Raw genomic sequence first — 24,564 nt, forward strand, 5'->3', positions numbered from 1 at the left:
CGATATCGCTTTTCAAGTCATTAAAAAGAAGCAGCTCCTATCCCGATCTCGCGACAAGTGCATGCTTCTCGTATTGGAAATACCAATGTTATCCTCTATAGCTGAACTGGCTGCAGCAATTTATGACCAAGCACGGTGCATCGGTGACTAGTCCAGCCCGCTCGTCTTGTCGCCATGCCCGCCCGAGAAGCCGACTATCTGCCCTGTACCCGGCTCCGGCACTCGCATAAGGATGACGATACCTACGATGAACAGGATGACGAGACTGAATACGCCCATGCTCGTGTGGCCGGTGAGCTGCGCGGTTACGCCGACAAGAAGGGGACCCAGAATCGAAGCGAACTTGTCGAAAATATTATAAAACCCGAAAAACCGGTTAGCGTTCTCCTTAGGCACCATCCGCGCGAAGTAAGACCGGCTCAGCGCCTGGATGCCGCCTTGCGAGGTAGCAACCAGCATCGCAAGCACCCAGAAGTCGAACGCCGACTTCATGAAATATGCATAGATACATACGATGATATAGACGCAGATGCCGACGTACAGCATGATTTTGCCCGAGAACCGATCCGCCAGACGCCCGTACAACATCGCGAACGGGGCAGCGACGACTTGCGTGACGAACAATATGATGAGCAGGTCGGTCGATTCGATGCCCAAATCGGTCCCATAGGCGGTGGACATCGTAATGATCGTACCAACGCCGTCGATGTAGAAGAAGTAAGCGAGCAAGAAAAGGAAAATCGCGCGATGCTGCTTGATCTGCTTTAAGGTCTCGTAAAGACGCTTGAAGCTGTTGGCAACGATCCGAGGCTCGCGGTTCAAGTAATGCTTCTGGCGTACGTTGCGGAGCATGGGCAGGGTGAAGACGCCCCACCAGAGAGCCGTAATGAAGAACGCGATTTGGCTCGCCGCCGTGACGGAGATTGGCAGAACCTCTTGCTCAGCAAGAAGAATGATCGCAATGCTGATGATAAAAGGAATCGTGCTCCCTATATATCCGAACGCAAACCCGCGGGCAGACACTTTGTTCATTCGTTCGTCATCGGTGACGTCCACGAGAAAGGCATCGTAGAACACATTGGAGCCCGCCGAGCCGATCGCGATGAACATATAACAGACGAGCAGCAGCTCCCAGCTGTCGTTCGGAATAAACGTAAGCAGCGCCGTGGCGACGATGCCTAGCAAGCTGAAGCCGGCGAAAAACGTTTTTTTGAACCCTTGGTAATCCGCAATCGTGCCCAAGATCGGGCCTAACAGGGCAAGGATAAACGTCGAAATCGCAATCGTATATCCCAGGTAAGCCGTAGAATTCGTGGCGCTGACGCCTGCGTCCTCTGCCGCCGCTTTATAGAAAAGCGGAAAGACGGCAGTCGAAATGATAATGGAGTAGGCGGAATGGCCCCAGTCGTACCACATCCAGCTTTTTTCTTCCTTCGAATATGACCCCATAAGCTTGGCCTCCTGAATGAACCGAATGCTCTTATTGTATAGGAAATGGAGACTTCCGGGAGGATAGAACAAAAAATTTACAAAAGACCGGGTTCGCCAAGCGCAAAGCATCTATTTTTAAAATCATTTGTAAAATTATTGTGATGTAACTTTCGAATTGAGTTAGCACTCTGACTCCAACAGGAGGAACTATGAATCCGGAGTACGCGCATATATAAAATGCCGAAATGACTCGCGGGCGTTCTTCCGGCTTCGGCAGCTGGCTGGCAAACCTTAAAGAAAATAAGTTACTTTCATATTCAGTAGTCTGGTTTTCGTGACCATGCCCGCACTCTCCAGAGTCCTCTTAGAAGCTTCGTTATAGTACCAACATCCACTTACAGGCTTAACACCCTGATCAGCACACCATTTCCTTAATTGTAAAACGATGACTCTCCCAATTCCTTGCAGGGAAAGTGTTAGTTAAACCAACATGCCCTTTCATTCAGCACTTACTCCTAAGAAGATTGACCTAATAACGGATAAGATCCCCCAAGAGCAGGCAGAGGCGGCATGGTACAGTAAATCCATAACAATCGAAAGGATGGATGGGCGGATGACTCATGTCGTAACGCAAGAGCACATTGAATTCTATCAGAAGAACGGTTTCGTTCAGGTGGACAATATCCTCAGTCAGGAAGAGGTCGCGGAGCTCACTGAGGCGATGGAAGAAGTGATGGTAGATCGCTCTCAACTCTCTATTGCCACTGATGTCAGCACCGGCTCATATTATAAGGTGCTTAACCTTGCAACAGCTTCTGTACTTTGGCGTCTGCTGACTTCTGTACGTTCAGCCTGCTTTCACAAGCAGGTTTACGAGGTTTCTCGCGTTCCGTACAGATCTCCCCAGGTAAGAACGCTATCTTCCTCTCCATCTATCTGCTTCATTTACTCTCGCACGCCTTCGGCAGTAAGGACTTTGGTTTGTTTAGCAACCTCATCCAACGTTCGCTAGCCTTATATGAAGTTCGTGTTCCTCAGACCGGAGATTTGCTGCCAGCTTCCTTCAGATTCCACCTCGCGATGAACACCCTTGCCTTGAGCTATGGCTACTACTGCCTTCGCCATTCGGGACTTGAACCCTATAGATAGCGCCCATGCTGGGCGCACTAAAATTGAAAAGGAGCAGCTGGTCGGCTGCTCCTTTTACATACGCACAAAATGAGATGTTATGCACATCGTTTTGCCTGTTCGTCACTCAATCATTAACACCTTACATAATTGCGTTTGAAACCAAGCCGCCCTTTATCTACTGCCTTCTGAATAGTCTCGGAAGCGTGTAGGAACTTGCTTTTTGTCTTGTCCCGTTTGACTTCTACTTGGCCAACTGCTTTTGCGGTCTCGACCGCCTTATCATGGAGAGGCGTAAAGGATACCCCCACGGTGTAAATAAAACGATTCATTGCATATTTTGTTCGTTCGGGAGAATCGTGAATCGTATTTTGCACAATTTCTAGCATATTGGCAAGTTTGCTTTCGGAAAATTCGCCGTCCGGTCGACTGCCCAAAAGCCAACAGTAACAACTCCAGCCCGCTGACATTCGCAGTTCTTCGCCGCTTGCGATCCATTTATCGGCAACGTCTTGTGCAATATCTGTTTCTGCCAAGGTTACAGCCACTATATAGTCGGATATCATATAAAAATAAGCCGAATCTATCCAACGGTTAAAATCAGCATCCGTCATTGCTTTTGGGTCTGCAATTACACCGGCAAAGTACATGGCATCGTAATTTCCGCTTGCGTAAAGCTGCTCCGCCAAAGGTTGGTTTTTTTAATTTTCTTGGCGATGGGCTTCATTGCGCCTGTAGCCACACCAAAAAGCGGTTCGTGCGCGCCATTGGATACATATATTTTCTTGGTTCGTTCCTTGCCGAGAGCTTCAAGCTCCTGCATAACCATTTCAATATTCATTGTTTAACACTTCCTTATTCATGAAGGATTCCATCAATTTTATCATAACCTCATACCGGACAGCCATAGCGTACAGCATCTGCCTCCCTTAAATTCTTCACTGCTCAAGCAATCTCCTATAACAATACCATTATTGACCATTGTTCATGTTCAAAACCTGCGATAAGAACGCAGCTATTTTCCTTGCTTCATTCCTCCGCAGTACATTTAAATCGGTGCCGCTTACGTCTGTTCCTGACGTAAGCGGCTCCTTTTTTTCACACTCTTGCAACTAGCGTCACGCTCTAACGTATAGCTATGACTCTAGTTTTTTGACGGCTCATGGAGAATACAGGCAATTTTACGTATATAAGACTGCATGAATCTAGTAATTGCTGGTATAATAATAGACCTACATAGCCTAAGAATTCTAAAGGAGACTTGTATGAAAAAAAATGTATACCTGATCATTTTGATCTGTGGGTTGATGAGTATTTCCGGTTATATGCCAAACCAGGCGGTAGCAAGCGGTAGTTATACAGCCAGGGTGTACACCGACTTATTGAATGTCCGCAGTGAGCCTTCACTTGAATCGACGATCGTAGGTGCTTTGAAGAATCGCGAGCTGGTCACCGTTTCGAATGATGAACACGGCTGGCTGCGCATCAAGTCGGACCAGCTCTCCGGATGGGTGGCAGGTCAATATTTGAAGAAGGTCGATGGCACTGTAGTAACGGCATCGGCGACAGATCAAGATAGCATTGTGCAAAAGAGTTCTGCAACCACCCGGGCGACTGTGCTCGCGGATTCGCTGCGGATCAGGGCTGGCGCCGGATTGAGCTATAAGGTTCTAGGAGGCCTAACAAAGGGTGAGGCCGTTACGATAATGGACAACCAGGAAGGCTGGGCAAAGATCCAGACTGCTGATGGACAAATCGGCTGGGTATCAGATCGTTATATCGTGAGAGGCGCAAAGCAAACAGCTTCGGCTTCGGTTTCTTCAGGAAAATCGAATGGGCTTAAAGGGAAAGTAATCGTCATTGACCCCGGACATGGCGGAGACGATCCCGGAATGATCGGAATGAAACATGAAACGATAGAGAAAGAGCTTAATTTGACCACCTCCTTCTACCTCAAGGATGAGCTTCGCAACCGCGGAGCTCGCGTCCTCATGACAAGAACGAAGGATGAGGAGAGGCCTAAGCTCTCCGACAGGGTGATGATAAGCGAATCCGCCGGCGCGGACGCTTTCGTCAGCATCCATTATAATTCTTCGGAAAAAAATACGTCCGGCATACTTACCTTCTTTTATTCAGAAACGAAAGATCAACCATTGGCCCGCGCGATAGAAAACAGGCTTGCAGACGGCATCGGCTTGAAGAGCAACGGGATTTCTTTTGGCAATCTTCATGTTTTGCGGGAAAATGATAGGGTATCAACACTCGTAGAGCTCGGATTCTTGTCCAACGCAAAGGATGAATCCATCGTCCGCGGCTCCAGCTACCAAAAGAAAGCAGCCAAAGCAATTGCGGAAGGGCTGGAGGATTACTTCAGCAGGTAACTGCATATTTGATCGGATAAGAGCAGACCGCCAGCTTTGGGCGGTCTGTTTTTGCTTGTAGGGGTCTCGCCATCAAAACGCATAATAGTTAAGTTGGTGAAAAGATAGAGTTGAATCCACTGCATCCGAAGGTATTTTTTCACTCGTACGCTCGCTTCGCCATCGCTGTCTACTCTCATATACAAAAAGATACCCATAGCTGTAAACACTTTTTCAAAGTGTCCAGGTATGGGTACCCTATTCATCCTTGCATCTCCGCTTTAGGCGCCGTTGGCTGCGGCTCATCCGGCACAAGCTTCGCAGTCCACCGATGATGATTTCTGGCTGCCGTACGGAGAACGCTGCTCCTGATGCGTTTCATTCCTTCAGACGTTTTTTAAACGCCGGTGAAAAGAAGGCTGATATCCTCGTTGCCGTTCTTCGTCTTCCATCCGTTGTAGCCTGCCGCATCGGTAATGCCCGGTTTGAACGTCAGTTCATACACCTGGCCCGGCTTCATGTCCTTGGACAGCTTCAGCGTTACCTCGGTAACGACCGCGCCCGTATTGTTTAATTCGTCGCGGGATATACCGACGGCATCCCCTCCCTGTTCCTTTATTACGAAGAATGGCTCGTTGACGTTTTTCACTGGTTCGCTGAATACGACCTTAATCGTCGTCCGGCTCAAGACGATAACCTGGTTCGCATACGGAGCCTCGTTGGCGACAATGGTTCCCGCGAACGCGGATTCGTTCGCGCCGTCCTGCGAGATGAGTGATGACACGCCATTTACTCTCGCCGTGTACACGTGACCAGGATGGAACAAGCCCGGGTTCGGATCGGTTCCCGTGCGGAATTGGACGGCAACGACCCTATTCGTTCCCGGCTTGCGGACGGCGTATTTGCTCCAGCCGGACATCGAAACATTGGCTCCGTTGTCTTTGAGAATCGTTACAGATAAGGAACCGACGTCTGAGTCCTTGATATCTCTGTCGAACGTAATCTCGATGGTGTTCTCGTTAACCGCGGCTATGCTCTGAAGCTTCACCGGAAGGATTGGATTGGAGATGCCCCCGAATAGAAGGCCCGATTTCGAATCCATCACATTGCCAGCCTGGTCGGGAATGCCCGACACGGTAAGGTTGTACACGGTTTTGTCTTGTTGGGCGGAAGTCCGCAGCGTGACGGTGCGTCCCTCGTTGTCCAGGCTTGCTGACACGATCGCCAAGCCGCCAATGCTATACCTTCCAGTCTGCACGGCAATATCCCGATTTACCTTCTCGCTGAATTTAACGGTCAATGAAGCATCCGCATTTACTTTAAATTCCGAATCAATGATCGTCGGCTTTACCGCGTCGTCGTTGCCGATGATAGACAAATCCGATCGTGTGTCCATAACATTGCCGGCGAGATCTTTGACGTTCTTAACAGTTAGCCAGTATTTGGTGTTGTCCGACTGATTCGATGTAGAGAACGTGACCTGTCTCTTGTCCGAAGAGAGCTGCAGATTCGTTAGCTTCAGATTGCCGGAAAACGAGTAGTTCGCGGGATTCGTAGCCGTCTTGCTTTCAACCTGCTCAGAGAACGTCAGGATATAGGAGCGAGCTGTTACCCGGTCGAATCCGGTTATCGTTGGCTTCGCCAAGTCCGATCTCGTCGAAGAGAAATCCCATGCCTTGCCATCGATTGCTAAGTAATGCTTGCGGTTCTCGAGCTGGTTGCTCGTCGTGAGCAATACCGACATCCCATCTCCGCTGAGCGTCGCAAGAATGATCGGTACAACATTGCCGAGATCGTCCCGCAGAGAGAATCGGCCGATATCCGCCGAGTCGGTCTTCGTCTTCAGGTTCACCCGCACCGTCTGAACGTTCAGTCCTTCGACCGACTTCACGTCGAGCGCACTGTCCCAGCCCGTATAGACTGCGTAAACAGCCTCCACGAGCACGCCTCGCGTGGCGTTGACCGTATAGTCGTTCCGAGGGGTGATCCATCCTTGGCTAAGAGCGGTTCCGACCGCAACCTTCGCCCAAGCAGATGCTTTGCCAACGAAGCCGACATTCGGGCTGGCAGGGACGTTGTTGACCTTCACCAGCACGGTGGCCAATTCTTCGACCTTCACCGGGGCTTTCGGTTCGAATCGGTTACCCCCTTTGCCGATCATGATGCCCGCGCTTCGCACGGCTTGGACAGCCGCGAACGACCAGCGCGTCTTCAGCACGTCCACGAAGCCGGGCGTGGAATTGGAACGAGGCAACTCGAGAAGCTTGTAGAGCACGGAAGCGAATTGTTCGCGTGACATGGATTCGTTCAGGCGGGATGACCCGTCCTCGAAACCGGTCATAATCCCTTGACGCTTCAGCACTTGGAACTTCTCCTCCGTCGTGAGCGCCGCCGCTCCCACGGCCGGGATGGCCAATCCAAGCAGCAACGATAACGCGAGCAATGCCAGAGCGATTTTCCTCATTTTTGCAATCCTCCTATAGAATTTCTGCTGGAACCGCGGAAAAAGAAGAATCCGTAAGCGGATGCGGGCCAGCGAATGTACCCTCTTTAACGACACTACGGAGGAAAATGTTTCTGTCGAAGGCTGTCTCATCCAAAACTAGTCACGGTTCGAGTGAATTTCCGTAAATTCGGCGCGAGATTATTCCCGCAGAGGTGACACGGAGCCTGCGGACATCGCTCTCGCCAGAAAGAATGAACCATTTTTCAACAAAAAAATACAACCGCCACTAATGAGGGCAGGCTGTATTAGTTTAAAGTCCTTAATTGGATGGAATGATTCGAATTTCCTTATCCAAATTGGCAAGCATCATGTAATTGCGATTGAAAGTAAAGATGCGTTTTACCTGATAAAAGGACATGGTCACAGCAGTGAATGCTTCGCTGAGCGAGAAACGAAGCTCGGGCCTGTCCATAAGCAGTCTGCGCGATTCCCTCTCAAATTCGGGGCCGCCGGAGATGACCTCAAGCTTCCCTTTACTCACCGCCTTATCAATGGCATTCAGAAAATATTCCGCCTGCTGATAGCTGTATTCGTTGCGAAGCCACACGTGAAGATCAAATATAATGGAGTTGGTAGTCACATAATTACGTTCAAGATCATGCAAATCCAGAAACAGGGAACGGGCTTTCATATAGCGGGGGTCTTCAGGGTTCATTAAAGCGGCTAAAGCCGTTTCATCCAGAAAAATGGTTTCCTTAATGTTCAAGTAGTTATCCATATGTAAGCACTCCTTAATCCTCTAGTTTGCAAATACCGTCCAAATATAGAAGTGGGTTATCTTCTTTTTGGTCCACTGAGATAGGGGTTGATTCGTTTGGGGCGCTTGCCAGGTATTGGACAATGATTCCATTGACGATCGCTTGCACGGTCATATGCTGCACATCGGCGATTGCTTTCAGCTCAACATAATATTGCGGATTAAGTTCTATCGTACCTTCTTCTTCTTCTTGTTCTTCATTTCTTGAGGAAATGAATTCGGAAGCGGTAGACTTCGCTTTTTCGATAAAGCGTTTGTAATTATTCACCATCGTGATTCACTCCTTATGCATAGCTTTTATAAAGATTCGTCTAATTTTGTCGATTCAAGGGGGTAATATCGGGTGGAAAGCTAGCTTCTGGCTTTTAATCTGTAAGCAGCATAAGCTATTGTAAAAACAATCATGCTGCCGACTGTGTTAATAACAAGATAAGGCTTAACGTAGCCGGAACAGTAAAAGGGTAGTTCTTCGCACAATAGCTCAAAGCCCGCGGACGGAAACTCGTGTCCATACCATGGGAAACCTTTAGCCATCAAATTTGCCAATAAAGCAATGCCTAGTTTATCCACTGCTTGCGTTAAAAAGTAAAGCATTGTATACGTCGCCGCTATAATAAAAGTTTGTTTTATGAGAGTCCCTACAACTGTCGAGAGTCTATTCATTAAAGAAATACGCATACATTTTTCTCCTTATACTGAAACCATCTATTTTGATAATATTTCCAATTACAAGACGTTTGTATTCCCCCTTTTGTTTCAAAAAAGAAAAAGACTTCCGAAAAGCTCGAATAACGAGTTTATCGGAAGTCTTTATTATACTTGCGGAATATGGCGCCAGCCGCCGTATGCGGTAATGTCCTCTGCATTCGCAGCAGCATATGCTTCACAGACGAAGCCGGATACCTCTGAACCATCATTCAGCTCAACCTTGCCAATGCCTAGCGGCGCCGGAATTAAAGAGGTAAACGTTCCGAAGGCTGCCGGAGACATTTCCCAAAGCTCGAGCTCAATGGATGCGCCGCCCTGCAATTGCTTGATCATGCCTGGCTTCGCTGGCGTCGTCGGCAGCTTCACCAGTTTATAGCGTGGTGCCGATCTCGCTTCGCGTATGAAGCGCGCATGGAGTCCATTCATTTGCTTCTCAAGCGGATAACCTCGCATATGCAAGCCGCAAACCGCAACGACGATCATCTCTTCAACAGGATCCGAGGCAGCTCCAATTTCATTTGCCGATGTCTGCGCGGTCAAAGCCAACGTATCATCCACGACTGCCTGCGCATTTTCATTTCCGGCAGCATTTCCCGCTTCAACAGTTCGCTCACCTTCATTCACGAACGAACGCGCAGCTTCGTTAATAAGATGCTCATTCTCAGCAAGCGCAAACAGCGTAATGCCAAATGGCAGCCACTCATCTGCCAGGCCTGCCGGTACAGCTACCGCACACAAATCGAGTAGGTTGCAGTGGTTTGTGTAGCGTCCCATATCGCTATTTGTGCGAATCGGGTCCTGCCACACCTGCTCGCGCGTCCATGTTCCGCCGCAGGTCGGCATGACGAGCACCGCATCCTGCAGCAGCTTTCGCGCTTCAAGCTTATAAGCCTGCAGCTTATGCAAGGCGCTGAATACCGAAGTCGCATCATGCCTTGCCGCAGCGCCCGAGCGCAATATTTGTTCCGTCACAGGAAAGGCAGCATTCGGATTCGCTTCAATAAAATCTTTTAAATCCGCCCAGCGCTCCGCTACCCACGGACCATCATACAAAATAGCTGCCGCATCCGAAAATAACTCGTAATCCACATACGCAATCGGAATGTTTAATTGCTCTATACGTTTCACCGCAGCTTGCCAAGCGTCCTCGTATTTCTCTGCGAAAGGTCCATAGAAATCTACCGGCTGCTTCGGCAAACAGATTTTGGCTGGCAGCCCAGCCTCTTGCCTCGGCACGTAACGCGACCAAGGGTCATTCTCGTCAATGCCTCTAGCAATGCTATCCACGACAAGCGCATCCTCCAAGCTATTCGCAAACACGGTCACGCAGTCAAGGCTGGCGCAAGCAGGCACAACGCCCTTCACCGGCCATGAGCCGAGACTTGGCTTATAGCCGACAATCTCATTAAGCGCAGCCGGCACCCGTCCTGAGCCAGCCGTATCCGTCCCTAACGAAAATACAGCTTGGCCGCGGGCTACTGCAACGGCCGAGCCGGAGCTCGAACCGCCGCTTATCAGCTCGGGACGAAGCGAATTATGCGCTTCGCCATAAGGGCTGCGAGTGCCGACAAGCCCGGTCGCGAACTGGTCTAGGTTCGTTTTGCCAAGCGGAATAGCTCCTGCCGCGACAAGCCGCTCCACGACAGACGCATGCTCCTGCGGCGTATATGCGAAAGTCTCGCAGCCAGCCGTCGTTGGAACGCCAGCTACATCGATATTGTCCTTGATCGCAAACGGGATGCCCCAAAGCGGAGCATCAGCAGGGTCAAGTCCAGCTAGCCTTTCCAAATAAGGCTTAATCGAAGCCATAGACGGAGGCGTAATCCAAATATTCATGCCTGCATCTGATATTGACCGCTGCACGATTTCCGCTATGACATCCTCCGGCGTCAACAACCCGCTCGCATAGCTCTCCCTTAACCACCCAACCGTCAATTGAAGTGGAATCGCTGCCTTCTTCATACGACCGCCTCCATTTCCTTATGCTGCAAAATCCCCACGATCAGCTGGCCCGTATGCACCTGGTCGCCCGGCTCTACATGGACGGAGCATACGACGCCGTCGCATGACGCTTGCTGTGAAAATTCCATTTTCATGCTTTCTACGATAAGCAACGTATCGCCCTTCTTCACCTGTTCGCCAACGCCAACGAGCACCTTCCACACGCTGCCCGGCATCGTGCACCGAATCGCTGCCGCGCCCTCCTGCAATTGCTCCTCCTGCTCAACCCGCGCCGGCTCATGCTCCGCCACATACTCGGCAAGGCCAAGCTCCTTCCAGCTTTCGCGCTCCGCTTGGAAAGAGGCTTGCTGCTTCTCCTTGAACGCCGCGGCGCTCTCTTCAATGGAGCCTAAAAAGTTCAAATATTCACCAAGGTCAAACGTTGTTTCGGTAATGTCCGCTTCATACCTGCCGCGCAGGAAGTCCTCGCGAAGCTTCAGCAGCTCATCTGCTTCCACCGGATAAAATTGAATTTGGTCAAAAAACCGCAGCAGCCATGGCTTGCCAGGCTTAAAGCTCTCCGTGCTGCGCAGCCGGTTCCACATTTGAATCGTCCGTCCAACGAATTGGTAGCCGCCCGGACCCTCCATACCGTAAACGCACATGTACGCGCCGCCGATGCCAACCGCATTTTCCGGCGTCCATGTCCGTGCCGGATTGTATTTTGTCGTCACAAGGCGGTGACGCGGATCAACCGGCGTTGCTACCGGAGCGCCTAGGTATACGTCGCCCAAGCCAAGCACAAGATAGTTCGCTTCGTATACGATCTTTTGCACCTCTTCTATACTTTCCAGCCCGTTAATTCGCCTAATAAACTCGATATTGCTTGGGCACCAAGGGGCGTCCGGCCGAACGGTTTGCTGATAGCGGTCAATCGCCAGCTGCGTTGCCGGATCATCCCATGAAAGCGGCAAACGAACGATCCGCGACGGTACTTGAATGGTCTCCAAAGGCGGCAGCGAGCTGTCCAGCTCCAAAATCATTTTACATGCCTCGCTTACCGTAATTTTGGAGCGGTCAATATGCACCTGCAAGGAGCGAATGCCCGGCGTCAAATCCAGCACCGGAATTTTTCCCGATTGCTCGATTGCTTGCATCAGCGCATGCGCTTGGAAGCGCAGCAGCAGGTCAAGCTCCAAATCGCCGTACTCCACAAGCAGGTTCTCATCACCGCTGCAGCGGATTTTGATCGGGAATCTACGGCCTTCTACCTCGTTGACAAGCAGCGGATAATCCGGCGTCAAAGCCGATGCCAGTTCCGAAAGCTCCGCGGAAGGCAAGCCTTCACGAGCCGAGCCGCCAATGGCCAGCAAATTGCGCTCTTGCACATCGCGCAGCTCATCCGCTTCTTCAAGCGTCAGCAGCCGGAAGCGCACCTTATCGCCGGCATGCAGCTGGCCGATTTTCCAAAACTGCGCCGAAGCCGTCGTCACCGGACATACGAAGCCGCCCAGACTCGGCCCATCCGGACCAAGCAGAATCGGCATGTCGCCCGTCAAATCAAGCGTTCCGATCGCATACGCATTGTCATGGATATTCGAAGGGTGAAGCCCAGCTTCCCCTCCATCCTCCCGCGTCCATAGCGGAGCAGGGCCAATCAAGCGAACCCCGGTGCGAGAGCTGTTAAAATGAACCTCGTAAGCCGTCTCCGCAAGCTGCTTCAAATATTCCGGCTTCAAAAACTCCCCCGTGCAGTGGGGGCCGGGAATGACCCCAATCGTCCACTCGCGCGTCATTTGCGGTCGTTCGCTCGGAGCAAGCTCAATCAAAACAGCAGGCTCTGCCGCTTTGTTCACGCCAAGCACATCGCCTGCGCGCAGCGCGCGTCCGCCATGGCCGCCAAACCCGCCAAGCGTAAAGGTCGCCGCGCTTCCAAGAATCCGCGGCATATCGAAGCCGCCGGCAACGAGCAAATACGTGCGGAGGCCTACTCGCGCTTCCCCAAAGCTAAGCACCTGACCGCGGTCCGCATAGGTCGGCTTATAAAGCTCAACCTTAGCGCCGTCCAGCTCCGCTCCCATATCCGCGCCGGTTACACAGAACCATGCGCCGCTGCGGAATTTATAAGCGCCGCCGCGCAGCGTTAGCTCAAGTCCAGCCGCCTGATCATCATTGCCGAGCAATTTATTGCCGATTCGGAACGAGTAAGGGTCCATCGGCCCGCAAGGCGGAACGCCAACATCCCAGTGGCCGACCCGACCCGGCCAATCCTGAACGGTCGTCTGCACGCCACCGTCAACGACTTCGAGCGCATGCTCGGCAGGCTCAAAGCCATTTAGCAGCTGCGTGTAGACATTGCCGCTCGTTACCTCCTCATCGCCAAGCAGCGCTTGCAAATACTGCAGGTTTGTCGTAATGCCGTACATGCGGGTTTCGCTAAGCGCTTGAATCAGCTTATTGATCGCTTCCTCGCGGTTTGCGCCATGAACGATAATTTTAGCAAGCATCGGATCATAAAGCGTCGTCACCGTAAGCCCGTCTCTAACCCAAAACTCATTGCGGGCATTTTCGGAAAATACCGCTTGATCAAGCTGCCCCGCGCTTGGACGAAAGTTTTGCAAGCAGTCCTCTGCGTATATACGTGCCTGAATGCTGTGTCCGACTGGCGCTTTCACGAGCGACTGCAAACCCGTAAGCTCATTTGCCGCTTCCCGGACCATCCACTCCACTAAATCAACGCCGAGCACCTCTTCCGTTACGCCATGCTCCACCTGCAGCCTCGTATTTACTTCCAGAAAATAAAACTCGGAGGTTTCCGGATCATACAAATATTCCACCGTACCCGCGCTGCGATAGCCGGCTTCCGCCGCAAGGCGCTTCGAGGATTCGAACATCGCATTTCGAACCTCATCCGACAGATTTGGCGCAGGGCTTTCCTCAATGACCTTCTGATTGCGTCTCTGAATCGAGCAGTCACGCTCGCCCAGCGTTACGACCTCGCCATAGCCGTTGCCGAATATCTGCACCTCTACATGGCGCGCCCTCGCAATATATTTCTCCAGAAACAAGCCGCCGTTTTTGAAGTTCGTTTCCGCCAAATGCTTCACGCCATCGTAGGCTGCGCGCAGCGATTCCTCGTCCGCGCATACCCGCATCCCGATGCCGCCGCCGCCCGCCGTACTCTTCAAAATAACCGGATATCCGATTTGCGCGGCCTGTACAAGCGCTTCTTCAAGCTCCGTAATCAGCGCCGTGCCCGGTAGCAGCGGAACGCCTGCGCGCTCGGCAATTTCCCGCGCCGAATGCTTGAGGCCGAACATTTCCATCTGCTCCGGCGTCGGACCGATAAAGACGATGCCATGCTCGCGGCAAGCGCGGGCGAAGTCAGCATTTTCGCTAAGGAAGCCGTACCCTGGATGTATAGCCTGCGCTCCCGTCTCAAGCGCCGTTTGCAGAATGAGCTCCGCGTTCAAATAGCTTTCTTTAGCAGCGCCATCCCCAATCAGAACGGCTTCATCCGCTTGATCGACATGCAGGCTGTCTTGATCGGCTGCGGTATAAACAGCAACGGAGGTTATGCCAAGCTTGCGCAAGGTGCGCTCTATGCGGACGGCGATTGCGCCGCGGTTTGCAATCAATACTTTCGTGAACATGGTAACCTCTCCTCGCCAATGATTTTTCTCTAATTTCTTAGCGCATATATGACTCTATTGCTCCCAAACGAGCACCCGAACCGGCGTTGGATTATAAGCATTGCACGGGTTGTTAAGCTGCGGACAATTGCTGAGCAGCACCGTTGTGCGGCAAAGTGATTCAAGCTCTACGTAGGCGCCAGGCGAGGATACGCCATCCGCAAATTGCAGGCCGCCGTCAGCCGTAACCGGCACGTTCATGAAAAAATTAATATTCGGAGCCAAATCCCGCTTCGTATAATTTCCATTCCGCTTTGCCAGCTGCAGCATGAACGTATCGCGGCAGTTATGCATGTGAAGCTTGTCATGCGAGTAGCGAACGGTATTGCTCTCCGCCGAGCATGAGCCGCCGACCGTATCATGCCGACCGCATGTATCCGCAATAATCTTCAGCATTTCCTTGCCCGACTCCGAGAGCAGCACCGTGCCTGTCGTCAAATAGATGTTGCCTTGACCGGCGATCGTCGCTACCGCGCTGTAATGATCCTCCGGATGGTCCGCATCATAGAATAATGTGTCCGCTGCTTGATTGCCGTCCAAATCAACGATTCGCAGCACTTGGCCCGGCTCCAGATCATACATCCAGCCGTCACCGGCTGCTATCACTTCATCGTATATGGCATCCTCTGCCTTACGCGGGCTTTCCACTCGATTAAAAACAGACATCTGTCATTCCTCCTATTCAATGTTTAATAAGCTCTATAGGCCTTGCAGCAAATAATACTGCTGCGTATTTTCATAGGCGCGCCGGTTCTCCGGACGGTAGTTTAAACAATAGTCATCATCCGCGACCGACTCCGCATCCAGCACCTCGATTTGAACAGGCACCGATGGATACTTGCTGCTTGGATCAAGCGGGTTAGGCGTATTAGACAGCACCAGCAGCACATCCATATCGGTTCTCAGCGTTACCGCCGCACCAGCGCGGCAGTGCTCTGAGCTAAAGTGCATCGTGCCCTGCTCATCACAAAATACTTTGGAGAACAGATTCACGACGGGAACAAGATCCCTCACGCCGAGTCCATTTCGCACCAGCTCGACTGCAAAATTTTCTTGCCCGCTGTGCAGCCATTCATTTCGCAGCTCCTGATAGGTGGTCTTGCCATATTTGGCATCCGTTGCAGCGCGGCTCGTATAGCCGCAAATCGTATCATGCCAGCCGAGCTCATCGTCCACGATGCTCGCAAGCGATCTGCCGTTATCGCTCATGAGCATATTCCCTTTGGCTAGATGTGAGGTATATTGCGCTTTTAGCGTATCCGGCATATTGTAGCGTTCCGTCAAATCCTTCGCATTGTACAAAAGAACGGACACATTCGCTCCCGCCTCAAGCGCGGTGAACCTTAGCAATCTCCCTCGACTAATCGTTCCTGACCATTTGCCGCCTGGGCGGATGGTTGTGCTCCAAATGCTGCTCATCCTTGGTTCCCCCTCAATAAATGTTGGTGTTAAAAATAAAGAAAGCCCGGGAGAGTAGTCTCCCAGGCTTTTATCCTTCCGTGTACTATAGCGGGCTAAGCTGTAAAACAACCGCCCTGCTATATGCCGTCTCTCGGACCAGGCCTGCTTAACAACCGGCGATTCCTTTCATCAAAAGGAGTGCGCCTGTGCTAACCAGCGGAACCCTAGACAGCTTGTCGTCCTCAATGGCAATCATGAGAACCTATATTTTGTTGTGATGTTTCCTTACGTTTAATCGGAGTATAATAGTGATTCACCGATTTTGTCAATTGTTATGTCAGGTATCGTTACGCAATGTTATGCCCAAGGAAACAGACGACGATTTAGAAAAGCAAACACCCGGTCGCTTACAAGGCCCAGCAAGCCGATTACGATAATGCCAACAAATATTTCATCGGTATTCAGAAACCGCTGCGCCTTCATAATCTGATAGCCAAGCCCGCTGCTTACGGCTACGAGCTCCGCTACGACAAGATAGGTCCATGCCCATCCGAGAATAAGACGAAGCGTGTTCATCAGCTGAGGCTGGATCGCCGGTATAATCACGGTTTCAATCGCCTTCCATCTGCTCGCTCCAAGCGTAAAGGATGCATGCAGCAGATCATGCGGTACGCGCCTTGTAATATCCGACACCATCAGCACGAGCTGGAAGAAGCAGCCGATGAAAATTAACAGCACCTTTGCCCATTCGCCGATTCCCGCCCACACCATAATAAGCGGAATGAAAGCAACCGCCGGCATATACCGGATAAATTCCATCGACGGCTCCACGAAGGCTTCCCCGTACTTAAACGTTCCGGCGAACAATCCGATCGGAATGGCGATCACGCAGGCCAACAAGAATCCGGCTGTAACCCTGAATACGCTAATGCCGATATGTCCCCAGTATTCCGGGCTGCCAAGATTTAAAATAAGCTGAATAAGCACGGCATGCGGCTTCGGCAAAAAGATCGGGCTAACCGTCTCCGTGTAGCTAAGCAGCGACCAAATGCCAAGCAGCAAGACGAAGGAGAAACCCGCCGTTACGGCAAACGGCTTTGGGCCGATGTCTTTAAAAATTTGAAATTTATACTTTTTACGTCGTATTGGCGTCCCCATCGCTTATCACTTCCCTGCTTTATGATTTACAAACTGTGGATCGAGCAGCTCATCTACGCTATCAAGCTTATCGACCATATCAAGCTTATGCAGAAAATCCGCTGTTTTTAGGCCGGTGTAGCTGAGCGATGTATAATCATCGTGTTTTTCGAATGCCTTTACGTTATCCTCGACGCCGAACAGCTTGATGCTGTCTAACCCAAGCTTAAAGTCCTCGGGCGTCGTTTCGGCTTTTTCAGCCAGCAGCTTAATTGCCTCATCCTTGTTGTCTTCATACCATGCCAGCGCATCGAACCACGCATCAACAATCTTCTGTACGTCTTCCGGACGATTCTTCACGACTGATTCGCGGAATACGAGCAAATCCGGAATAAGCCCCGGCGTATCTTTGGACGAATAAAGCACCTTGCCTTTCCCTTCCTTTACGGCAGTCGTTTGGAACGGCTCCCAAAGCACCGAAGCATCGGTGTTGCCCGAAATAAAGGCAGGTCCGGCATCATTCACCGTCATGTTCACGTATTTAATGTCCTTCTCATCCATCCCGTTTTCCGCTAGCGCAGTAAGCAGAAGGAAGTGATCGACCGTACCGAGCTCCGTCGCCACTGTCTTGCCTTTCAAATCTTGGATAGAGTTAATGTCAGGTTTGCTCACGATCGCATCTCCGCCAAAGGAGTTGTCGTTGACGAGTACTGCCTTCAGGCCAATTCCCTTCGAGAGCGGCGCCAGCGAATCGCTTAACGTCTGGCTGTTCGCATCAACCTTGCCAGCGGCGATCGCTTGGAGCGAGTCGCTGTACACGGGGAAAAACTCCAGCTTAACGTCAACCCCGTGCTTCTCGAAAAATCCTTTCTCCTCTACCAAATACCACATATACCAACCCGGCCAAGGACTGAGCGCAATCGTAATGGGATCCCCCGATGCCCCTCCCGCCGTTTCCTTTGCATTGCCAGAACACGCCGCCACAAACGCCATCGATACAATAAGCATGAGAACCAGTGCTGCCTTCAGTGATTTTTTCATTACTCCCCACTCCTGTCATCTTTTTATTAGCGCCTAAAAAGCGTTATAAAAAAAATAAAAGCCAAGGAGAATGATCTCCCAGGCTTTTATCCTTCCGTGTTATATAGACGGGCGGCCGCTCGCGCCGCTTCATCTATACGCCGTCTCTTGGACCAGGCTTAACTACATGCCAAACGCGTTATTGCCGCGCCGAGCCGTCGTTAACGGAACCCTAGACTGCTAGTCGCCCTCATCAATAATGTTGAGAGCCGATATTCTTTTGTCATAAAACCTTACGTTTAACCGAATTATAGTGCGGAATGTACGGATGTGTCAATAACTATGTTAGGTTTTATTACATTAAGTTTAAAAGATACAAAAAAACACCCTATTTTAAATAGGGCGTTCTTGTTGGTTAACGCTTGTTTTTGCTGGAATGGTTATAATGACTGACGTACCCATTCCTCTTTTGCTGACAATCATGACGCCGTACTCAGCGCCAAAATGAAGCTTAATTCGCCCGTCAACATTGCGAATGCCATAGCCGACATTCAAGCTCTCAACGGGATCGAACAGCTGTCGCAGCATCTCGGGATGGATGCCGACGCCGTCGTCAATGACTTGGAAGGTGATCAGCTCTCCCTCGAGTTTCCCGACGATCCGAATGTTAATCCGCTCGCCATACCATGCATGCTCAAGCGCATTTTCGATAAAGGGCTGCAAAATGAGCTTTACGGTCGTAAACTTTAAAATATCGGGATCAACATCAAACAACACCTGCATGCCATCGGCAAACTTCGTTTTCTGAATGTTGATGTAGGCGCTGACCTGCTCCAGCTCATTTCTGATCGGGATAACGGTTCGACCTTCATTCAGCGACAGCCGGTAAAACTTAGCCAAATCGAGCACCATTCGCTGCAGCTTGTCCACTTCGCCGAACTTAGCCAAGCGACTGATCGAAGAAAGCGTATTGTACAAGAAATGAGGATTGATTTGTGCTTGCAGCGATTCTAGCTCCGCTTCTTTTTTCTTAATATTCGTCATATACACTTCTTGAATCAGCTCGTCGATGTTCTGTCCCATTTCATTAAGGGCAATGGAGATGCGCGTAAATTCATCATTGCCTTTGAAATTGATGCTTTTTTGGAAGTTGCCCTCTTGGAACGAATCCAGCACACGAACGATTTTTGACACCTTACGGGAATAGAAACGGGATATAAACAAGCCCGCGAACGAGAAGACAATGTAACAAGCCAAACAAATAAGTATCGTCCACAGCCTAACCTCGTTCGTTGCTTTCTCCATGATGTCGGTCGGAACGAGCGCGATAAGATGCCAGTTGAGCTGCGGTATCTTTTCATCTATAACCCAATAATTCGAAATTTTCTCTTCGCTCAGCGTCTCGCCCAGCTTGTAGTCCGTATCGCCGGAGGAGAACATAATTTTGCGATTTTCGTCCATGGCAAAAATTTTGGTGCCCTTGCCGATTTTCTCGGAATCAACGCTCTCAAGCAAATCCGTCAGCCGCAGGCTGATCCGAACAAAACCAATTTCCTTAACTGCGGTAGAATCATTCATATCAACCAGCCTACGGAGCAAAGAAATATGGCCGAATTTCGCATCTCCCTCTATCTGCTTCCACTGCATCGTCTCGCCGTACCGCTCTGTCGGATAATCCAAATACCATGGCTTGTCCTTAATTCTTTCAATATGGTACAAATCGAACAGCGGCCCTTCCGCATTAAGCGGATCGGTGTCTTTATAGTTATGGTAAATTTCAGGGAGTGTGTTGTTATGCAAATAGATCACAAGCCTCATTTTGTTATTGGCGGCATCGATCGTCGTTAAAATTCGGGGAAGCAGCTGCTTTGTCGTAGCTTCATAGCTGACCCAGCCCTCCTCATAGCGGCGTAGGTAAGAGGCTAGATTGCTGTCAAAATAAAGCATGCCTGAAATGCGGGACATATCCTCCAGCTTGTAATTGATATTGTCCTTCATTTGCTCGAGCGTCCCGTGGTTAATTTCGCGAGTTCGTTCCTGTATGGAGTTTGTAAAAATCACGTTGGCTGCGTAGCCGACCAGCAGCACGGGGATAATGATAAACAAGCTATAGGTTAGCATCAGCTTGATGCCAAAAGGAATGTAGCGATGCTCCTTCTTGTGGATGGTCATGTTCGTCTATACTCCAGCGGCGTCATGCCGTAAGTTTCTTTGAATTGCCTGCTGAAATAAGGCAGGTGTCGATAGCCTACGCAATCGGCTATTTCATAAATTTTCATATTGGTCGTTTTAAGAAGCTCGCAGGATTTCTCCATACGCAGCTGAATGAAATATTCGCTGAAGTTTTTCCCTGTTTCCTCTTTGAAAATCAATCCGAGATAGTTTGGCGACAATGAGAATTGCTCAGCCAAATCTCTTAGCGTAATGTTATCATTCGTCCGTTCTTTCATATATTCGATCATTTGCTTAATAAGCTTCCAATTTTTCTTTTGCTTATTCGTTTGCAGCGTCTCGGAAATCTCGTAAACTCTGCGTCTGAGCCACACATGGATATCATTGATCGTTTCAAATTGCATAATAATATCGTAATTGTTCAGCTCCATCCCTAGCAGCTGGAACACATTTTCATTCGTTCTTTGCAAGTAATTGTCGAGCTTCATCAAGATGTAGAGTGCATAATTGCGCAGGGTGAATTTCGATTTTAAATTTTTGGCAACCTGAAATAAATCATCAAGCTCGTCATGAATGCGTACAAGCTCATAACCGGACATCGCTCCAAATAACGCCTCAAGCTTAGCTTCGAGATGCCTTACATCTTCCTTCTCCGCCGGCCTAACCTCGCCATGGCCGATTACCTTTCCTTTGCCGTAAAACATTTTCATATCAAGCGCTTCCACTGCCTGCCGGTAAGAGATCGTTACCTCGGAGATAGAGCGGCACCGCTCGCCCACACCTGCCGTAATAGAGAACAAATTTTGCTCATTTACAAGGCCAACGATTTTCTCTAACATGGCGTCGTTATCCGGGCCTTCGATAAGAAGCGCGACGCGGGCCTTGCTTATTTTGCAAATTTGCCGCACGCCCAGCTCCTTGCAGATGGATACAACCTCCTGCATCTCATCCGGGTCGTTCCGGTTCTCGTCACGCTGCTTCCAAGACATATCATCGATTTCGATCACCGCAGCATAACCAGGCCATCTGAACTGGTTCATTTCATATTCCTGATTCAATACCTCAATCGTCCTCACACTGCTTGTCCCTTCAAGCAACTGCAGCAAGTATTCGTTTTTAACGATCGGCACCATCTGCCAGTAGGCATCCTGCCTTACCCGCTCTTGGTCCAAATCGTCACGGACCTTAAGCAAGGAATCGATCAGCTCCTGATCATCCATCGGCTTAAGCACATAATTGACCGCATTAAGCGACAACGCTTGCTTCACATAGCTGAAATCCTGATAGCCGCTGACGAATATAATTTTAATGTCCTTGGACATTTCAAGCGCTCGCCTCGCGAGCTCTAATCCTGTCATATTAGGCATGCGGACGTCGGTAACGAGGATGTCTACCTTTTCCGCATCCAGCACCTTGCAAGCATCAAAGCCGTTCATCACGCCAGCTACGACCTCCATTCCAAGGTCCTCCCAAGGAATAAAGGTGCGCATACCTTCCAAATCCAGCCGCTCGTCGTCTGCAAGCAATACTTTATACATGATGTTATCAGCTCCAATTAGGAAAACGCGATAGATGTTTCATGCTCCGTACATAGCTCTGTATAAACGAAAAAACTCGGGTACACTAATGATCTTAGTATACCCGCCGTTTTATAAAAGGCTATAAACTTATTGCGCTTTCATTTTCGCGAGATTTTCCTGCCATTTTGTAGTTTTGAATGCAAGAAGCTTGTCATAACCAGCTGCTTGAGCATCCTTCTCGGCTTGGTCTAGAATAGCCAGTACGTCTGCGTCGTTCTTAGCGAACAATGCTTTTGCTCTAACTTCCAGGTACAAGTCTTCAATACGTTGACGGATAATGCCTTCCTCTGTTTCCGGCTGTGGATCGATGTTGATGAATTCCGTAGCATTGGATTGCGTTTTCCACGTAATTTCACGTTGGTAGCGAGTCGACCAGTTTTGTTGCTCAACCGGCAATGTGGATTCGAATTTCGCTTTTGTAGTATCTAGGAATACCGTGTTACCAACCCAGTTCAGGTTAGTCGTAATCGCTTGAAGCTTAGCAAGCTCGCCTGCATCGGAAGTGTATTTCTCTGTGAAAATTGGTGTTTCTCCGTCTGCTTCTACGCCATCCCAGTAGATGCCTGGAGGGCCCCACATCAATGCGCTTTGTCCTTCAGCACCAGTCAACCAGTCATAGAATGCAAAGATTGCTTCTGGGTTTTTAGCTTTTTTCGTAATGACCGTTACGTTCCAACCTAGCATACCATAAGTTCCAGGGAAAATTTTATTTTTATCTAGACCTTCTTTATGAACCGGCCAAATCATGAAGTAACCAGCTTCTGGATCATTCTTCACGAGCTCAGCATGCGCTTGCATCGCGATTTCTGTCGGGCTTGCAGCTGCGAATACGGCTACGCGGCCTGTCATAACCTTTTCTGTAATTTGATCAAGTGTTTGCGTCATTGCATCCTGCGTAATCAATTTCTCGCGGAACAATTTAGCTGTATACTGCAACGACTCGCGGTATTGCGGGTCAAGGAAGATCGAAGTCAGTTTGTCGCCGTTAGGTACAGCGCGCATGCCTGGGTACTTCTGATCGTTTTCTTTGAATGCGGAGTAAAGAACATCAAGACCTTGTCCATCTTTTGCGAGATGCGGCTCGTAAGGAACTACGTTCGGATACTTTTCTTTAACTAGCTTCAAGTAGTTGTAAAGATCGTCGGTTGTTTCAAGCTTTGGAGAACCTAGCTCCGAATAGATCTTTTTGTTTACAACGTAACCTGAGTTACCATTTGGCTGTTTTGTATACCAGTTCGGGAACTGATACAATTTGCCATCCTCGGAGCGAAGCATGTTGATTCCTTCTTCGCCGAGCCATTTTTTCAAGTTAGGATATTTATCGAGGTAATCGTCAAACGGCACTAGCAAATCTGCGCTGCGCAATTTCTCTACATCTACGCGCTCCAGCCAGATTGCATCAGGCAGATCGCCCGTTGCGATCATCGTGTTCAGCTTCTGAGGAGCTGCACCGCCGGAATGAATCGGTTTAACATTAACTTTCTTCGTATCTCTAATCCATGTGCTCGTGATGTCGCCACCCCAAGCCGGCATAGTGTACCAATCATAGTGACCGTAAAGCGTGAAATCAAGCTGCTCCTTGCCTAGCTCATACACGGATGCAGGTTTGTTGCTGTTATTTTCTTCCGCCTTGTTGCCAGGCGTTTCTCCGTTGCCGGATTTACCGCCGTTGCCGCCACTGCAGCCGGCCAATAATGAAACGGCCATAAAAGCGGAGACCATAGGGACGAGAAGTTTACTTTTCGCTTTCATCTGTTTAAAATCCCCTTTCAAGCTCATTTTTATATGTTCAAAGCTTTCGCTTTAAACTTCTTTTCATACTTGTTGCCCTACTCTTTCAGCGATCCTACGAGAACGCCCTTCACGAAATACTTTTGAACGAATGGGTAAACCATAATGATTGGGATCGTTGCTACCATCATAGTCGCCATTGACAACGACTTGCTCGTCACCGTTCTCATTTTGGCCATTTGGCCTTGTGCCGCGGAATCGAGCTGAGACATCTGATCCGATACGATGTTGGAGTTCAAAATTTGCTTAAGCATCGTTTGTATAGGAAGCAGCTTCTCATTGGTAATATAGATACTCGGGCCAAACCAATCATTCCAATGGAAGACTGCCGTGAACAGCGACAGCGTAGCAATAACCGGTCCAGAGAGCGGAATGACGATTCGGAAAAAGATGCCCCAATTGCCGCTTCCGTCGATTTTCGCCGATTCCTCAAGACCTGCAGGCAAGCCTTGGAAGAAGGTACGGAATATGATCATGTTCCACACGCTGATTAGCGAAGGAATGATGAACACCCAGAACGTATTCATAAGGTGAAGCTCTCGGATCAGCAAGAATGAAGGAATTAGACCGCCGGAGAAATACATCGTAATGATACATAGGATCATGTAAAATTTGCGGCCGATCAGTTCTTTCTTAGAGATACCGTATGCGAATATGGCTGTCAACATAATGGAAGCTGCCGTACCGACAACCGTACGGGCGATCGATATCATAAAGGCGCCGATCATGCGATCGTCTTTAAATACGATGCCGTAGTTTTCCAGTGTCCAAGCGCGCGGCCAGAAGGTTACACCGCCCATTGACGTATCGATACCGGTATTAAAGGATATGACCAACGCATTCCAGAAGGGATAGAAGGTCATAAATGCTAATAGTGTTAGTAAAATGTAGATGGTTACCGTCATCACGCGGTCTCCAAAGCTGAGCCTGATCACTGCAT

18 protein-coding genes, 1 pseudogene and 2 riboswitches are annotated in these 24,564 nt (G+C 49.8%); of the genes and pseudogenes, 2 read left to right on the top strand and 17 right to left on the bottom strand.

The window, feature by feature from the left end; translation table 11 throughout:
* Positions 1 to 147 precede the first annotated feature (147 nt).
* Positions 148 to 1,449, bottom strand: coding sequence for an MFS transporter (locus tag A7975_RS28810; protein ID WP_082198515.1), 1,302 nt, complete (start codon positions 1,447 to 1,449; stop codon positions 148 to 150).
* 595 nt (positions 1,450 to 2,044) lie between these two features.
* On the opposite strand from A7975_RS28810, the gene A7975_RS33860 reads away from it, so the two are divergent.
* The gene (locus tag A7975_RS33860) at positions 2,045 to 2,443 is read left to right on the top strand and encodes a phytanoyl-CoA dioxygenase family protein (protein WP_053372127.1); all 399 of its coding nucleotides are present in this window, start codon (positions 2,045 to 2,047) and stop codon (positions 2,441 to 2,443) included.
* Between the two features lie 250 nt (positions 2,444 to 2,693).
* On the opposite strand, the pseudogene A7975_RS28820 reads toward A7975_RS33860, so the two are convergent.
* Positions 2,694 to 3,400 (bottom strand): annotated as a pseudogene (locus A7975_RS28820) (DNA alkylation repair protein).
* A gap of 424 nt (positions 3,401 to 3,824) precedes the next feature.
* Here A7975_RS28820 and A7975_RS28825 point away from each other — a divergent pair.
* Positions 3,825 to 4,940: an N-acetylmuramoyl-L-alanine amidase family protein gene (locus A7975_RS28825; protein ID WP_065387422.1), complete on the top strand. Its 1,116-nt coding sequence runs from the start codon at positions 3,825 to 3,827 to the stop codon at positions 4,938 to 4,940.
* Here A7975_RS28825 and A7975_RS28830 read toward each other — a convergent pair.
* The 15 genes from A7975_RS28830 to A7975_RS28900 all read right to left on the bottom strand — a co-directional run bounded on the left by A7975_RS28830 (position 4,925) and on the right by A7975_RS28900 (position 24,559).
* Positions 4,925 to 5,185 (bottom strand): hypothetical protein, encoded by a 261-nt coding sequence (locus tag A7975_RS28830; RefSeq protein WP_053372129.1) that lies wholly within the window; start codon positions 5,183 to 5,185, stop codon positions 4,925 to 4,927. The two genes, A7975_RS28825 and A7975_RS28830, sit on opposite strands and share 16 nt — an antisense overlap.
* A gap of 131 nt (positions 5,186 to 5,316) precedes the next feature.
* Positions 5,317 to 7,383, bottom strand: coding sequence for an Ig-like domain-containing protein (locus A7975_RS28835; protein WP_065387423.1), 2,067 nt, complete (start codon positions 7,381 to 7,383; stop codon positions 5,317 to 5,319).
* Between the two features lie 301 nt (positions 7,384 to 7,684).
* A complete protein-coding gene (locus A7975_RS28840; protein WP_065387424.1) occupies positions 7,685 to 8,143 on the bottom strand; it encodes a hypothetical protein in 459 nt (152 codons plus the stop codon).
* Positions 8,144 to 8,156: 13 nt separating this feature from the next.
* On the bottom strand, positions 8,157 to 8,453 hold the full coding sequence (locus A7975_RS28845; protein WP_065387425.1) for a hypothetical protein: 297 nt from the start codon (positions 8,451 to 8,453) through the stop codon (positions 8,157 to 8,159).
* An 80-nt stretch (positions 8,454 to 8,533) separates the two neighbouring features.
* Positions 8,534 to 8,860 carry a hypothetical protein gene (locus tag A7975_RS28850; RefSeq protein ID WP_053372132.1) on the bottom strand — a complete coding sequence of 109 codons (327 nt, stop codon included), beginning with the start codon at positions 8,858 to 8,860 and terminating at the stop codon, positions 8,534 to 8,536.
* Between the two features lie 135 nt (positions 8,861 to 8,995).
* Positions 8,996 to 10,852: an allophanate hydrolase gene (gene atzF / locus A7975_RS28855; RefSeq protein WP_065387426.1), complete on the bottom strand. Its 1,857-nt coding sequence runs from the start codon at positions 10,850 to 10,852 to the stop codon at positions 8,996 to 8,998.
* A complete protein-coding gene (uca, locus tag A7975_RS28860) occupies positions 10,849 to 14,484 on the bottom strand; it encodes an urea carboxylase (RefSeq protein WP_065387427.1) in 3,636 nt (1,211 codons plus the stop codon). Before uca ends, atzF begins: the two co-directional genes overlap by 4 nt.
* 54 nt (positions 14,485 to 14,538) lie before the next feature.
* Entirely contained in the window at positions 14,539 to 15,189 is a 651-nt protein-coding gene (locus tag A7975_RS28865) for an urea amidolyase associated protein UAAP2 (RefSeq protein WP_065387428.1), read from the bottom strand.
* A gap of 33 nt (positions 15,190 to 15,222) precedes the next feature.
* The gene (locus tag A7975_RS28870) at positions 15,223 to 15,942 is read right to left on the bottom strand and encodes an urea amidolyase associated protein UAAP1 (RefSeq protein ID WP_065387429.1); all 720 of its coding nucleotides are present in this window, start codon (positions 15,940 to 15,942) and stop codon (positions 15,223 to 15,225) included.
* Positions 15,943 to 15,999: 57 nt separating this feature from the next.
* Positions 16,000 to 16,163: riboswitch (guanidine-I (ykkC/yxkD leader) on the bottom strand.
* 118 nt (positions 16,164 to 16,281) lie between these two features.
* A complete protein-coding gene (locus tag A7975_RS28875; RefSeq protein ID WP_065387430.1) occupies positions 16,282 to 17,082 on the bottom strand; it encodes an ABC transporter permease in 801 nt (266 codons plus the stop codon).
* Positions 17,083 to 17,088: 6 nt separating this feature from the next.
* Positions 17,089 to 18,102, bottom strand: a complete 1,014-nt coding sequence (locus A7975_RS28880; protein WP_065387431.1) for an ABC transporter substrate-binding protein — start codon at positions 18,100 to 18,102, stop codon at positions 17,089 to 17,091.
* A gap of 73 nt (positions 18,103 to 18,175) precedes the next feature.
* Positions 18,176 to 18,328, bottom strand: a riboswitch (guanidine-I (ykkC/yxkD leader).
* A 146-nt stretch (positions 18,329 to 18,474) separates the two neighbouring features.
* Positions 18,475 to 20,253: a sensor histidine kinase gene (locus tag A7975_RS28885; RefSeq protein ID WP_065387432.1), complete on the bottom strand. Its 1,779-nt coding sequence runs from the start codon at positions 20,251 to 20,253 to the stop codon at positions 18,475 to 18,477.
* Positions 20,250 to 21,791, bottom strand: coding sequence for a response regulator (locus tag A7975_RS28890; RefSeq protein ID WP_065387433.1), 1,542 nt, complete (start codon positions 21,789 to 21,791; stop codon positions 20,250 to 20,252). The genes A7975_RS28885 and A7975_RS28890 overlap by 4 nt, the downstream gene beginning before the upstream one ends.
* Positions 21,792 to 21,920: 129 nt before the next feature.
* On the bottom strand, positions 21,921 to 23,585 hold the full coding sequence (locus A7975_RS28895; RefSeq protein ID WP_053372141.1) for an extracellular solute-binding protein: 1,665 nt from the start codon (positions 23,583 to 23,585) through the stop codon (positions 21,921 to 21,923).
* Positions 23,586 to 23,662: 77 nt separating this feature from the next.
* A complete protein-coding gene (locus A7975_RS28900) occupies positions 23,663 to 24,559 on the bottom strand; it encodes a carbohydrate ABC transporter permease (RefSeq protein ID WP_053372142.1) in 897 nt (298 codons plus the stop codon).
* Positions 24,560 to 24,564: the final 5 nt, after the last annotated feature.

The sequence above is a fragment of the Bacillus sp. FJAT-26390 genome, assembly GCF_001682865.1.
GTDB lineage: Bacteria > Bacillota > Bacilli > Paenibacillales > Paenibacillaceae > Pristimantibacillus.